Consider the following 14100-nt stretch of genomic DNA (forward strand, 5'->3'; position numbering starts at 1 on the left):
AGATATGGCGAACAGTCCATTTGCGATGGCGACGCTTACTCACCTTTTCGCCCTTACGGCGAGTCACTTTTTTTCTTGGAAAAAAGTAACCAAAAACCGCTCGCTCCCATCATCCGGCCCCTACGCTTCGCTTCGGGGTCCCCTCACTCCGGCCTTGCTCCCGGGAGGACCGCGCTGCAGGCCCCATCCTGGGGCCCAGCGCTTGACAGGCATCCTTGCCCGTCACCTCCCTCCGCAAGGCCTGCGTTCGGCCTCCTGAAGTCGCGACGATCAAGATCAAGATCAAGATCAAGATCTATAGCAACAGCACTGATCTTGATCATTCCACTGTGCAGACTTTTCGCCTATTGTCGAGTTTCCCTTCCCGAACGACTGGCACATTCATGCAGAAAGTCATCGTCATCACCGGCGGTAGCCGGGGCATTGGCGCCGCCACAGCGCTGCTGGCTGCCCGCCAGGGCTACCGCATCTGCATCAACTACCACGCCGACGAACAGGCAGCCGAAGATATCCTCGGCCAGGTCCGCGCTCTGGGCGCCCAGGCTATCGCCGTGCGCGCCGACGCCAGCGTTGAAGACGAGATTGTCCAGCTGTTCCGGCGCGTCGACGAGGAGCTCGGCCCGGTCACTGCACTGGTCAACAATGCCGGCACCATTGGCCAGCAGAGCCGCGTCGAGGACATGTCCGAGTTCCGCCTGCTAAAGGTCATGAAGACCAATGTCGTCGGCCCCATGCTCTGCACCAAGCACGCCCTGCTGCGCATGGCGCGCCGGCATGGCGGGCAAGGCGGGGCCATTGTCAACGTGTCGTCGATGGCCGCGCGCCTGGGCTCGCCCAACGAATATGTCGACTATGCCGCCTCCAAGGGCGCGCTCGATACCTTCACCATCGGCTTGGCCAAGGAAGTGGCAGGCGAGGGCATTCGCGTGAATGGTGTACGGCCGGGCTATATCCACACCGGTTTCCATGCGCTGTCCGGCGACCCCGACCGGGTCAGCAAGCTGGAAGCCGGTCTGCCCATGGGACGTGGCGGGCATCCCGAGGAAGTGGCCGAGGCCATCCTGTGGCTGCTCTCCGACAAGGCGTCCTACTCCACCGGCACCTTCATCGACCTCAGCGGCGGGCGCTGAACGCCCCCGTCAACTTTCGATCAGTTCCCGTACCCGCTCGGCCAGCACTTCCAGTTCGAACGGCTTGGTCAGCACCAGCGTACCCTGCAGCAACTGGCCGTCACTGAGCGCCGCGCTTTCGTCGTAACCGGTGATGAACAGCACCTTCAGATCGGGATAGCGCTCACGGCAACGCTCGGCCACCTGCCGGCCATTCAGGCCGCCGGGCAGGCCGATATCACTCAGTAGCAGGTCTGGCCGCTCAGCGTTTTGCAGGTGGGCGAGGGCGGCGGGGCCGTTTTCGAACGCGTCGACCCGATAGCCCAGCTCCTCCAGCACTTCGCAGACCACCAGGCGCAGCGCGGACTGGTCCTCGACCAGCAGAATGCGTTGCTCTGTCGACGCGCTTCTTGCCAAAGGTGTACGGCGCGGTCTGGGGGCCGGCGCCTGCGGTTGCGTGTGGTGGCGGGGCAGCAGCAGTTCGATGCGCGTGCCCTCACCCAGCACCGACAGCACCCGCAGTTGTCCGCCTGACTGCCGCACGAAGCCGTAGGCCATGGATAACCCCAGACCGGTGCCTTGGCCCGCCGGTTTGGTGGTGAAGAACGGCTCGACGGCGCGCTCGGCCACCTCTGCCGACATGCCTTTGCCATCGTCGATGATACTCAGCCGCAGATACCCGCCGGCTGGCAGTTCCAGTGCCTGGGCCTGATTGGGGTCGAGCAGCAGGTTGTCGCCGATGATATCGATCGCACCGCCTGCGGGCATGGCATCGCGGGCATTGATGCATAGGTTGAGCAGGGCGCTTTCCAGTTGTGGCGGGTCGATGAACGTTGGCCACAACTGGCTGGCGAACTGGCTGCTCAGGGTAATTGCCGGGCCGATGGTGCGGCGTAGCAGCTCCTCCATGCCGGTTACCAGCGTGGCCACTTGCGTGGAGCAAGGTTGCAGGGTCTGCTGGCGAGAAAAGGCCAGCAGCCTGTGCACCAGCGAAGAAGCCCGCTGCGCCGAACCGCTGGACAGCTCCAGCAACGGTTCCAGGGCGTCAAAGCGCGACTGCTCAAGGCGTTGGCGCATCAGCTCCTGGGCGCCCAGGATGCCGCCGAGCAAATTGTTGAAGTCATGGGCGATACCCCCACTGAGCTGGCCCACGGCTTCCATTTTCTGCGCTTGGCGCAAGGCTTCCTCCGCCTTGGCCAGGCGTTCTTGCTCCCGCACCCGCTCGCTGATGTCATAGGCAAACAGGTAGGCACCCTGGATTTCACCTTCGGCGTTACGCAGGGCGTTGAAGCGCAGCTCGTAATGGCGTTGTGCGGCTACCTGACCAAAGCGGCCGATTTCGGTGAACTGCTCGCCCGCCAGGGCGCGCTGCCACATTGGTAAAATTGGGGTCTGGCCATCGCTGCCATCGTCGATCAGCGTCGGGACGTAATCGCCGACCTCCGGTGCTTGCCCATACAGCAACCGAAAGTCGTGTTTCGCCTGGCTGTTGACCGCCAGCCAGCGCATGTCGTTACCGACCACATGCACGTTGACGACGCTGTGGTCGATCAGCTCTGCAAACAGTCGGCGCTCCGCCAGTGCGATATTCACCCGCTGTTCAAGCTCTTCGTTCAGGCGCTGCAAGGCCTGTTCCGCCCGCCGTCGTTCGGTGACGTCCTTGAACAGCACCGCCACCTGGCGCCTTTCGGCCGGCTCCACGCGGAAAGTGGTAACGGACAGTACATGGCCGGTGGCCACCAGTTCCTGCTCGAATTGCAAGGGTTCGCCCGTGCGCAGCACCGCGCCATAGCGTGCCACCCAGCCATCCGCTTCGTCGGGCACCATTTCGCGCAGCTTCTGCCCGACCACGTTGGCGATGCCGGCGTGTTTGGCGTACGCCGCATTGGCCAGCACGTGCACATAGTCACTGAGCGGCCCGTGCGGGCCGTCGAAAAACTCGATGATGCAGAAACCTTCGTCCATGGTGTCGAACAGCGAACGGTAGAGGTTCTGATCATGGCCTTGAAGGCTCGCAACCTGTGCCTCCAGTAGCGCGTTCTGCCGCTGCAGGGCTTCGACTTGTTGATGCAGGGAAAGCAGGTCGCGGGATGACATGCCGAGGTCCGAAGCAGGAGAAGGCAAAGACTTTAACCTGTTCGCCTGTAGGCGGATACCCGGTCGGCATGCTGCCCATTGGGTGGTTAGGCATCAGAACGAGCGGATGATCCGCCCCAGGGTTTCCATGGCCCTTTCGGCGCCGTCATGCCAAGGGCTGCCGTAGTTCAGGCGGATACAGTTGCCGAAGCGCCGGGTGGGCGAAAAGATCGGCCCGGGGGCGATGCTGATGCCTTGGGCCAAGGCCATGTGAAACAGTTTCAGGGCGTCCATCTGCTCGGGCAGTTCCAGCCACAGGAAGTAGCCCCCGGACGGTTGGCTTACCCGTGTCTGAGCCGGGAAGTAGCGGGCGATGGCGGCCAGCATGTTGGCCTGCTGGCCCTCCAGGGCATAGCGCAGCTTGCGCAGGTGCCGGTCGTATCCGCCGTGCTGCAGGTAGTCGGCAATGGCCGCCTGCGCCGGCATCGAAGCGCAAAGCGACGTCATCAGCTTGAGCCGCTCGATCTTCTGCGCAAAGCGCCCGGCCGCGACCCAGCCGATCCGGTAGCCGGGTGCCAGGCTTTTGGCGAACGAACCACAGTGCATGACCAGGCCCTGGGTGTCGAAGGCCTTGGCGGGTTTGGGTGCCTGCTGCGAGTAGTACAACTCGGCATACACATCGTCCTCGATCAAGGGCACCTGATGGCGCGCAAGCATTTCTACCAGGGCCTGCTTCTTCGCCTCCGGCATGCTTGCGCCTACCGGGTTCTGGAAATTGGTCATGCACCACACGGCCTTGACCGGGTGTTTTTCCAGGGTCTGCGCCAGTACACCCAGGTCCATGCCTTCGCGCGGGTGCACGGGGATTTCCACTGCTTTGAGCTTGAGCCGCTCCAGCACCTGCAGGCAGGCATAAAAGGCCGGGGCTTCGATGGCCACCAGATCGCCGGGCTCGGTTACCGCCTGCAGGCACAGGTTCAATGCTTCCAGCGCGCCGTTCGTGATCAGCAGCTCTTCCATTGGCAGCATCAGCCCGCCCACCATGTAGCGCAGGGCAATCTGCCGGCGCAATTGCGGGTTGCCGGGCGACAGGTCGGTCACCACCATGCGCGGGTCCATGCTGCGGCTGGCGCTGGCCAGCGAGCGCGACAGACGTTGCAGCGGGAACAGTTCGGGGCTGGGGAAGGCCGAGCCGAACGGTATGGTGTTGGGGTCCTTGATCGAATCCAGGATCGAGAACACCAGCGCGCTGACGTCGACGTCGGTGGACTCGCTGACCGGCTGCAGCGCCTGTGGCTCGCTGAACTGGCGTGGGGCGTGGGTGTTGACGAAGTAACCCGAGCGCGGCCGGGCACGAATGAGCCCGCGCCGTTCCAGCAGGTAATAGGCCTGGAACACGGTGGACGGGCTGACCCCGTGGGTCTGGCTGGCATAGCGCACCGAAGGCACGCGCTGGCCGGGGCCCAGCACCCCGGAGCGGATCAGTTCGGCGATGTCGTCGGCGAAGCGTTCGTAACGTTTCATTCTGGCCTTCTGTCGAAGCCTGGCAGGCAAGGTGGTGTCAGTGTAAGGGATCAGCGGTTGATCGGTGCGACGAAGCGGCTCTCGGCCACGCTGCGCACAGCAGGGTTGTCACGTTCGCTGATTTCAAAATTCAGGGTCTGCGAACTGCTGGTCGGGCGCTCGGCGAGCATCGCCACCGATACTGGCAGTTCACTCATTTCACCGGCAGGGATCACCAGGGTGCTGTTGCCCTGCAAGGTGAAGCCGTCGGCGTCCAGCAAGCGCAGTGCATAGTGCTGTGTGCGCTCGGTCTTGTTGATGACTTTCAGCAGGTAGATGTTTTCGATCTGGCCCAGGGCGTTCTCGCGGAACAGGCCGCGGTCCTTGATAACGTCCAGCGACACCATCGGGCGCAACTGCAGGGCCAGCACCAGCGCACCGATCATCAGCACCAGTGCGGCGGCGTACCCGAGCAGGCGCGGGCGCAGCCAGTGGGTGGTGCCGCCCTGCAGGCTGTGTTCTGACTTGTAGCCGATCAGCCCGCGCGGGTAACCCATCTTGTCCATCACCCCGTCACAGGCGTCGATGCACGCGGCGCAACCGATGCAGGCCATCTGCAGGCCATCGCGAATATCGATACCGGTGGGGCATACCTGCACGCACAGGGTGCAGTCGGTGCAGTCGCCCAGGCCTTGGGCGCGTGCGTCGCTGCCTTTCTTGCGCGGGCCTCGGGTTTCACCGCGACGCGGGTCGTAGGCCACCGCGAGGGTGTCCTTGTCGAACATCACGCTCTGGAAACGGGCATAAGGACACATGTGCAGGCACACCGCTTCGCGCAGCAGGCCGGCATTGATGTAGGTGGCGGCGGTGAAGAACAGCACCCAGAACAGCGCCACGCCGCCCAGTTGCAACGTGAACAGCTCCGCCGCCAGTGGCCGGATAGGGGTGAAGTAGCCGACGAAGGTCAGCCCGGTAACTACGCCGATGGCCAGCCACAGGCTGTGCTTGAGCGTGCGGCGGGCGAATTTGCCCGGGGTCCAGGGCGCGGCGGCCAGCTTGATGCGCTGGTTGCGGTCACCCTCGATGAGTTTCTCGCACCACATGAACAGCCAGGTCCAGGTGCTTTGCGGGCAGCTGTAGCCGCACCACACGCGGCCGGCATACACGGTGATGGCAAACAGGCCGAAGGCACAGATGATCAGCAGTGCCGACAGCAGGATGAAGTCCTGGGGCCAGAAGGTGGCGCCGAAGATGTGAAATTTGCTGTTCTCCAAATCCCACAGCACGGCCTGGCGGCCATCCCAGTTCAGCCAGGCGGTGCCGAAAAACAGCACAAACAGCACACCGGCGAAGCCGATGCGCAGGTTGCGGTACAGCCCGGTGAAGCTGCGGGTGTGGATGCCGCTGTCGTAGCGTCGCGTCCGGGGACTGGCTGGGGCAGTGGTGATCTCTGTGAAAGGGACTCTATCGCTCATGGTTCTGTGCTCATCAGGCCTCGATCAGGCATGAGCACTATGGCCCTGAAGCTGTTATCAGCACAGGTTCAGATTTTACGATAAAAACCATATCAGTTGCTGGGGTGCGCCCCGCCAGGCCTCAGATTACCGAGCCTGGCGTACTGGCCTTCAGATGCCTGCGGCTATCCACCGCACCCGCCACGGTAAGTGCATCGGCCTCGGCTTCGGTAATGGGCACGCGCTGGCCTGCGAGCAGGGCTACCGACATGCGCAACTGCTCGTCGGTGACGATTTCGATGTCCGGGCCGTCGCCCTCGATACGCACGTCTTCGCCAACCAGCGTGCAGCGGCGGGTGGTTTCGTCGACTTCAACAGGCATGGTGTGGTCCTCCTGGGGTTGTTACAGGGTGGACCACGGGGCAGAGGCAGATGCTGCATCGGCAGGCTGAGCGGCACTTTATGAAAGGCGCAGTGGTCCACAGTTGCAGATGGCAGGCCCGGTCCTTTCGCGGTCCTGGCAATTCAATGCTCAGCGTGGGAGCGGCCGCAATGGAGCTGATCTGGCAAACGATCCAGGCCGAATTCGCCGATATCACCGACTGGCGCGAGGTGACCCAGATTTCCGTAAGGCTGCTGATGGCGGCCGTGCTGGGTGCAGTCCTGGGCTTCGAACGCGAACACAAGGGCAAGTCCGCCGGGGTGCGCACGCACATGCTGGTCTCGCTGGGCGCGGCGCTGTTCGTGCTGGCACCGAGCATGGCCGGGGCTGATGAGCAGGCGCTGAGCCGGGTGATCCAGGGCATCGTCGCCGGTATCGGCTTCCTGGGTGCGGGCACTATCCTCAAGGGTAACGGCCAGGACACCAGCCACGTGAAAGGCCTGACCACGGCCGCGGGGCTATGGATGACCGCCGCAATCGGTACGGCTGCCGGCATGGGGCGCGAAGCCACGGCGCTGATCAGCACGGTGCTGGCCCTGCTGGTGCTGGGCACGATGCCGATGCTGGTAGACAAGGTAGAAGGGCAGAACGAGGAAAAGCAGAAGGAGGAAGAGGACGGGAAGCACTGAGGGGAGCCTAAGCTCCCCTCAAAGCGTTGCTGCCTGCTCTTTTTTTATTATTGGGACGGGCCTTTTATTGTTTTTGTAAGCCTGTCCTGGTGTTGCGAGCGACCCCCATGCGGGGTCAAGAGCAAACGTATTTTTTTGAGCGCTGACCTGCCTTCATCATTGCTGATCCGAACCTGGCTGCTGCTACCTTGTGGTAGTTTTATTGTTCTGTGCCAGACCGCGGGGCGTACCCCTGAAAAGCGTGTCGACTCCAAAAAGATCTGCTTGCTACGCCTCTGCCGTGTTGTTCTTGTTATGTCAGAGCCGTTACCTGTTGTTTTTATTGGGTATCGCATTTTTGTTGTTCTTGTACCAAAGATATAGCAGGGTGCGTGCCAACTTTTGAAAAGCCTTTAAAATCAATGGCTTAACGATTTTGCGCAAAATCCCGTCGCCTGAAATTCTGTCGATTTGTTTCCCTGTTACCCGATTTTCTACTGTGAAGCGTGGGGGCGGTAACACTCCACCCACGCACATGTGACAGCCGTATGACTTATTGTGCGCTGCGCGCCCGTGCCACCCGCGACCCGTTGTCGCGGCCCAACACGCTGCTGATCCGCCGCCCGGCGGCGATCAACCGATCAAGGTCGATGCCGGTTTCAATACCCAGCCCCTGCAGCAGGTACACCACATCTTCAGTGGCGATATTGCCGGTAGCGCCTTTGGCGTACGGGCAGCCACCGAGCCCAGCCACCGAGCTGTCGAACACGCTGATGCCTTCGAGCAGGCTGGCATAGACGTTGGCCAGGGCCTGGCCGTAGGTGTCGTGGAAGTGCCCGGCCAGCTGTGCCCGTGGTACTTGTGCCGACACCACCTCGAACAGCCGCCGGGTATCGCCGGCGGTGCCGCTGCCGATGGTGTCGCCCAGCGACACCTCGTAGCAGCCCATGTCGTGCAGGGCGCGGGCTACCGGGGCGACCTGTTCGGCACTGACCTTGCCTTCATAGGGGCAGCCGAGCACGCAGGACACATAGCCGCGTACACGCACGCCATGGTTGCGCGCGGCTTCCATGATCGGCTCGAAGCGCTTGAGGCTTTCGCTGATCGAGCAGTTGATGTTGCGCTGCGAGAACGCTTCGGAGGCGGCGGCGAACACGGCCACTTCCTTGACGCCCGCGGCCAGGGCGTCCTCGAAGCCGCGCAGGTTTGGCGCCAGAGCCGCATAAGTGACCCCCGGGCGCTGCTGGATGCTGGCGAATACCTCGGCAGAACCGGCCATTTGCGGCACCCACTTGGGCGAGACGAAACTGCCCACTTCGATGTAGGCCAGGCCCGCCTCGGTGAGGTCGTCCACCAGTCGCACCTTATCGGCGACGCTGATGGGCTGGGCTTCGTTCTGCAGGCCGTCGCGGGGGCCTACTTCGACCAGACGGACTTCTTTGGGCAAGTGCATGGCGGGTTTCCTGTGGCGTTCAGCGGTGGTCTTTGTTGTTCAGGGTGGCGGCCAGGGCCTGTTCGCAGCGCTCCTGGGCGGTGTCCAGTTCCAGTTGCATCTGGTGGATGTCGAGCATCTGCTGTTCCAGCTGGGCGCGGCGCTCGGCGATTTTCAGCAGCATGCTGTTGAGCTGTTTGAGGTTGCCACTGGTGGGGTCGTACAGCTCGATCAGTTCGCGGCACTCGGCGAGTGAGAAACCGATGCGTTTGCCGCGCAGGATGAGCTTCAGGCTGACTTTGTCGCGCGCCGAATAGATGCGTTCCAGGCCGCGGCGCTCCGGGCTGAGCAGGCCCTGTTCCTCGTAGAAACGAATGGCACGGGTGGTGATGTCAAGCTCGCGGGACAGGTCGGAGATGCTGTAGGTCTGGGTGCTCATGCTCGGGCTCTGCGTGGGGTATGGCGGTATCCTGAGGGTAGGTTGACGTTTACGTCAAGCAGGAGCCGGCACAGGCAGGCACTGATCAGTCCGGCTGCACCGCCCGCCGATAGCCATTGGGTGTCTGCCCACTCAACCGCTTGAACCACCGCGCGAAATACGTCGGGTCGGTGAACCCCAGGCTATCCGACAACTGCCCGATGCTCATGCGCGTGTACACCAGGTTCCGCCGCGCCTCCAGCAACAAGCGCTGGTGCACGACCTGCAGCGCTGTCTGCCCACTCAACGCCCGACACAGCTGATTCAGTTGCAGGCTTGGAACATTAAGCCGCGCGGCAAAATCCTCCACCGACAAATGTTCCCGGTAATGCGCCTCGACCAGGCGCAGGTATTGCCCGAGCAACTGGCGGTCACGTTCATCACGGTTGCGCGGCGCCTGGCCCAGTTGCTGGCGGCGGCTGATCCACACCATCAGCGCGGTCACCAACGCCTCGAGCAGGGCCGCCCGCGCCGGGGCGTTGCCCTGGTATTCCTGCTGCAGGGTGTCGATCAGGCTGCGCAGGTGCATACGGTCCTTGCCCAGCCGGTAACACGCCGGGTTGGCCAGCACCGTCAGTGGCGCGCCAAGGCGCTGCTCCAGGGCCGCCACCAGTGCCGGGCCGAAGGTCAGCACATGGCCCTGGATATCGGCACTGAAACGAAAGCCGTGCACGGTCATCGGCGGCACCACCTGGATGGCGGCTTCGCCAATGGCGCTGCGTAAACCTTCGATCTCCACCTGGGCCTCGCCGCGCTGCACATACAGGAGCTGGAACAGCTCGGCATGCTGGTGCGGCTTGATCTCCCAATGGTGCAGGCGGCTGCGCGCCGGGATCGACTCGCAGTGCAGCAGGTCGGTGCCCGGCCAGGCCTGATTTTCGCCGTACAACTTGAACAAGGGAACGCCGGGTAGGGTGGATTTCATGCGGGTTGGCCTGTCCGTTAATCGAACGAATTTTTTAAAAGTGCAGATTTTGCATGGAATAACACACTTCTATGGCAGTTTTTGCCAGTAAAAATGCAAGGGTAAACCCTAAAAGCAGATGCCGACCCACTGCCAGTGCGGGGCCGGCATTGTCCGAACAGAGATAACAACAATGAAAACTCAGGTTGCAATTATTGGTGCAGGTCCGTCCGGCCTGCTGCTTGGCCAACTGCTGCACAAGGCCGGCATCGACAATGTGATTGTCGAGCGCCAGACGCCAGAGTACGTGCTCGGTCGCATTCGCGCCGGGGTACTGGAGCAGGGCACCGTCGATCTGCTGCGCGAAGCTGGCGTATCCCGGCGTATGGACAGTGAAGGCCTGGTACATGAGGGCGTCGAGTTGCTGGTTGGCGGCCGCCGTCAGCGCCTGGACCTCAAGGCCCTGACCGGGGGCAAGACGGTAATGGTATACGGCCAGACCGAGGTTACCCGTGACCTGATGCAGGCCCGTGAGGCCAATGGTGCGCCGATCATCTACGCGGCCAGCAATGTCCAGCCGCATGAACTCAAGGGAGAGAAGCCCTACCTGACGTTTGAAAAAGACGGCCAGGTGCATCGGGTTGACTGCGATTACATTGCCGGGTGTGACGGCTTCCATGGTGTATCGCGGCAGAGCATTCCCGAAGGCGTGCTGCAGCAGTATGAGCGGGTCTACCCGTTTGGCTGGCTGGGCCTGCTGTCGGATACGCCGCCGGTCAACCATGAGCTGATCTACGCACACCATGAGCGCGGCTTCGCCCTGTGCAGCCAGCGGTCGCAGACGCGCAGCCGGTATTACCTGCAGGTGCCACTGGATGATCGGGTGGAGGCGTGGTCCGACGAGCGCTTCTGGGACGAACTCAAAGCCCGTCTGCCCGCCAATGTGGCCGCCGACCTGATCACCGGCCCGGCGCTTGAAAAAAGTATCGCGCCGCTGCGCAGCCTGGTGGTCGAACCGATGCAGTACGGCCACCTGTTCCTGGTCGGTGACGCCGCCCACATCGTCCCGCCAACCGGGGCCAAGGGCTTGAACCTGGCTGCGTCGGACGTCAACTACCTGTACCGGATCCTGGTCAAGGTGTACCGCGAAGGGCGCACCGACCTGCTGCAGCAGTACTCGCCGCTGGCCTTGCGCCGGGTATGGAAAGGCGAGCGTTTCAGCTGGTTCATGACCCAGCTGCTGCATGACTTCGGTAACCACAAGGACGCCTGGGACCAGAAGATGCAGGAGGCTGACCGCGAGTACTTCCTGACATCGCCGGCGGGGCTGGTGAACATTGCCGAGAACTATGTGGGGCTGCCGTACGAAGATGTGGTCTGACCGAAAGTTGCGGAAATTTCAACGCATGCACTGAACCGGTAGGAGCAGCCTTGTGCTGCGAAGAGGCCAATACTGCAACATCCAATTGCCAGTCATAACGGCCTTTCGCAGCACAAAACTGCTCCTGCAAGCTATGCCTGGCGCGCAAGCAGTTTTTGCATCTCTCGATATCCCCGCTGCCGCGCGTGCTCCAGCGCTGTCACGCCATCCTTGTCGGCAATCTGCCGATCTGCCCCGGCCGCCAGCAACCGGCGCACAATCTCCACATGCCGCGGCCCGCCATCGCCCAGAATCACCGCCTCCAGCAGCGCGGTCCAGTGCAACTGGTTGAGGTGATTCACATCCACCCCGGCATCGATCAGCATTTGCACCGTCTCGACATGCCCGCGCTCGGCCGCAGGGATCAGCGCAGTCCCGCCGTAACGGTTGGTGCTCTTCAGGTCGGCGCCGTGACTCAGGGTCAGTTGCAGGATGTCGTTCAGGCCACGGGCGCCGGCGTACAGGTAGGGGCTGTCATTGATGTTGTCCTTGGCATTCACGTCGGCACCGGCCTCGATCAGTGCCTGGGCCGCTGCGATCTGGTTGTCTTGGGTGGCGACCATCAGGGCAGTGCGGCCCTGCTCGTCACGGCTGTCCAGCCGGGCACCTTGTTTCAGCAACTGTTGCAACGTGCGTACGTCGTTTATGCGGGCTGCGTTGTGCAGGCGGTTGTCCATGGGGCTGGTCTCGGCGTGGGCGGCAAGGCTGCTGAACAGGGCGAACAACAAGGTTGCGAGTGATAAACGCATGGGGCAAGGTCCTCGATGGCTTGCCTGCATCCTAGAAAAAATACGCCAGGGCTTGAAGTCAAGTTTGTGCATGACCCACAGTGACTTTCCTGATAGCTGATGGCAGGACGCGCAACCATGAGATTTCCAACGCCGCTGGTCGGCGCCCTTTGCCTGCTGGCTGCCAGTGGCTGGGTCTGCGCCGACCAGCTTCTGCCTGCGCCACCAGAGCTGGCATCCGGTTACCGCAGCGGCCTGCAGCCGGTGCATGCCAGCCGGCATATGGCTGCCGCAGCCAACCCGCTGGCCAGCGAGGCGGGACGGGCGATGCTGCGGGCCGGAGGCAGCGCCATCGATGCCGCAATTGCCATGCAGATGGTGCTGACCCTGGTCGAACCGCAATCCAGTGGCATTGGTGGCGGGGCGTTCATCCTGTACTGGGATGGCAAGCGTGTGCAGGCTTTTGATGGCCGCGAGGCGGCACCGGCGGCGGTGACGGAAAAACTGTTCCTGCAGGCCGATGGCACACCCATGCCGTTCCGGACGGCGCAGATCGGTGGGCGTTCGGTAGGCGTGCCTGGGGTCTTGCGTGCGCTGAAGCTGGCTCACGAGCAGCACGGCAAGCTGCCGTGGCGCGACCTGTTCGCACCCGCCATCGGGTTGGCGCGAAATGGTTTCCCGGTCTCCCGGCGCCTTCATGCTTTGGTGGCCGGCGATCCGTACATTGCCGGGTCGCCGAGCATGGCCAGTTACTTCCTGGATCAACAAGGCCGGCCACTGCAGGTGGGCACGACCCTGCGCAACCCGGCGTTGGCGCAAACCTTCGAGCAGATCGCGGCGCAAGGTCCCGAAGTGTTCTACAGCGGCGAGATCGCCGAAGCCATCGTGGACAAGGTACGCAACCACGCCAATGCCGGCTACTTGTCGCTGCAGGACTTGCGGCAGTACCAGGCCAGGCAGCGCGAACCGGTCTGCGGCCCTTACAAGGCCTGGCGCATCTGTGGCATGCCGCCGCCATCTTCGGGCGGGGTGACAGTGTTGCAGACGCTGGGCATTCTTGAGGCTGCACAGCGCGCAGCGCCGCAACGCGACCTCGCAGCGTTGCCGCCTGTCGCGACCACATCCCCGGCGGGCCTCGAGGCTCGGCCACTGGCCGTGCACCTGATCGCCGAGGCGGAGCGCCTTGCCTATGCCGACCGTGCCCAGTACCTGGCCGACAGCGATTATGTACCGGTGCCGGTCAAGGCGCTGACCGATTCCGCCTACCTGGCCAGCCGTGCCAGGCAGATTACCGCGCACAGCATGAAGCAGGCCCGCCCGGGCCAGCCGCACGGCGCGGACCTGGCGCTGGCCCCGGACCGCTCGCCACTGCGCATTTCCACCTCGCACCTCAGCGCGGTGGATGACGCCGGCCAGGCCCTGGCCATGACCACCTCGGTGGAGGCTGCGTTCGGTTCGCACCTGATGGTCAAGGGCTTCTTGCTCAACAATCACCTGACCGACTTCTCGTTCATCCCGCAGGAACAGGGCAAACCTGTGGCCAACCGGGTGCAGCCAGGCAAGCGCCCGCTCTCGGCCATGGCGCCCACGCTGGTGTTCTCGCGTGCTTCTGGTGAACTGGTGGCCAGCCTCGGCTCACCGGGCGGCTCACAGATCATCGGCTATGTGAACAAGGCCCTGATCGGCCTGCTGGATTGGCAGCTCGACCCGCAGCAGGCCGCTGGCCTGCCCAACTTCGGCAGCCGCAATGCCGGCACCGAGGTGGAAGCGGGCCTGGCCAGTCCGGCGCTGATCCGGCAGCTGGCGGCCTGGGGTCATGAGGTGACGCCCATGACCATGACCAGCGGCATGCAGATCATCCAGCGCCATGGCGAAGGCTGGTCGGGCGGGGCCGACCCCCGGCGTGAAGGTGTCGCCCTGGGTGATTAGCCCATCGCGTTGCGGTG

At 63.2% G+C, this 14100-nt stretch carries 12 protein-coding genes; 4 read left to right on the forward strand and 8 right to left on the reverse strand.

Annotation, left to right across the window (positions count from 1 at the left end):
• Window positions 1-383: 383 nt before the first annotated feature.
• Window positions 384-1130, forward strand: a complete 747-nt coding sequence (locus HP546_RS06285) for an SDR family oxidoreductase (protein ID WP_172221220.1) — start codon at window positions 384-386, stop codon at window positions 1128-1130.
• 9 nt (window positions 1131-1139) lie between these two features.
• On the opposite strand, the gene HP546_RS06290 is transcribed toward HP546_RS06285, so the two are convergent.
• The 4 genes from HP546_RS06290 to HP546_RS06305 form a co-directional block, all read right to left on the reverse strand.
• A complete protein-coding gene (locus HP546_RS06290; protein WP_172221223.1) occupies window positions 1140-3206 on the reverse strand; it encodes a PAS domain-containing protein in 2067 nt (688 codons plus the stop codon).
• A gap of 93 nt (window positions 3207-3299) precedes the next feature.
• Entirely contained in the window at window positions 3300-4709 is a 1410-nt protein-coding gene (mapR, locus tag HP546_RS06295) for a GntR family transcriptional regulator MpaR (protein WP_172221226.1), read from the reverse strand.
• A 50-nt stretch (window positions 4710-4759) separates the two neighbouring features.
• A complete protein-coding gene (ccoG, locus tag HP546_RS06300; protein ID WP_172221229.1) occupies window positions 4760-6163 on the reverse strand; it encodes a cytochrome c oxidase accessory protein CcoG in 1404 nt (467 codons plus the stop codon).
• A gap of 121 nt (window positions 6164-6284) precedes the next feature.
• A complete protein-coding gene (locus HP546_RS06305; protein WP_172221232.1) occupies window positions 6285-6524 on the reverse strand; it encodes a DUF3203 family protein in 240 nt (79 codons plus the stop codon).
• Between the two features lie 170 nt (window positions 6525-6694).
• Between HP546_RS06305 and HP546_RS06310 the strand changes: the two genes are divergently transcribed.
• On the forward strand, window positions 6695-7213 hold the full coding sequence (locus tag HP546_RS06310) for an MgtC/SapB family protein (RefSeq protein WP_172221235.1): 519 nt from the start codon (window positions 6695-6697) through the stop codon (window positions 7211-7213).
• Window positions 7214-7745: 532 nt separating this feature from the next.
• On the opposite strand, the gene HP546_RS06315 is transcribed toward HP546_RS06310, so the two are convergent.
• From HP546_RS06315 to HP546_RS06325, 3 genes are all read right to left on the reverse strand, one after another.
• Window positions 7746-8645 (reverse strand): hydroxymethylglutaryl-CoA lyase, encoded by a 900-nt coding sequence (locus HP546_RS06315; RefSeq protein WP_172221238.1) that lies wholly within the window; start codon window positions 8643-8645, stop codon window positions 7746-7748.
• Between the two features lie 19 nt (window positions 8646-8664).
• Window positions 8665-9063 (reverse strand): MerR family DNA-binding transcriptional regulator, encoded by a 399-nt coding sequence (locus HP546_RS06320; RefSeq protein ID WP_172221241.1) that lies wholly within the window; start codon window positions 9061-9063, stop codon window positions 8665-8667.
• Between the two features lie 85 nt (window positions 9064-9148).
• Window positions 9149-10027 carry a helix-turn-helix domain-containing protein gene (locus HP546_RS06325; RefSeq protein ID WP_172221244.1) on the reverse strand — a complete coding sequence of 293 codons (879 nt, stop codon included), beginning with the start codon at window positions 10025-10027 and terminating at the stop codon, window positions 9149-9151.
• Between the two features lie 172 nt (window positions 10028-10199).
• Here HP546_RS06325 and pobA point away from each other — a divergent pair, with 172 nt between their 5' ends.
• Window positions 10200-11387 (forward strand): 4-hydroxybenzoate 3-monooxygenase, encoded by a 1188-nt coding sequence (gene pobA, locus HP546_RS06330; protein ID WP_172221247.1) that lies wholly within the window; start codon window positions 10200-10202, stop codon window positions 11385-11387.
• Between the two features lie 131 nt (window positions 11388-11518).
• Here the strand turns inward: pobA and HP546_RS06335 are convergent, their stop codons facing one another.
• Window positions 11519-12175: an ankyrin repeat domain-containing protein gene (locus HP546_RS06335; protein WP_172221249.1), complete on the reverse strand. Its 657-nt coding sequence runs from the start codon at window positions 12173-12175 to the stop codon at window positions 11519-11521.
• Between the two features lie 117 nt (window positions 12176-12292).
• Here HP546_RS06335 and ggt point away from each other — a divergent pair, with 117 nt between their 5' ends.
• Window positions 12293-14083, forward strand: coding sequence for a gamma-glutamyltransferase (ggt, locus tag HP546_RS06340; protein ID WP_172221252.1), 1791 nt, complete (start codon window positions 12293-12295; stop codon window positions 14081-14083).
• Window positions 14084-14100: the final 17 nt, after the last annotated feature.

The organism is Pseudomonas sp. CM25, from assembly GCF_013179705.1.
Lineage (GTDB): Bacteria > Pseudomonadota > Gammaproteobacteria > Pseudomonadales > Pseudomonadaceae > Aquipseudomonas.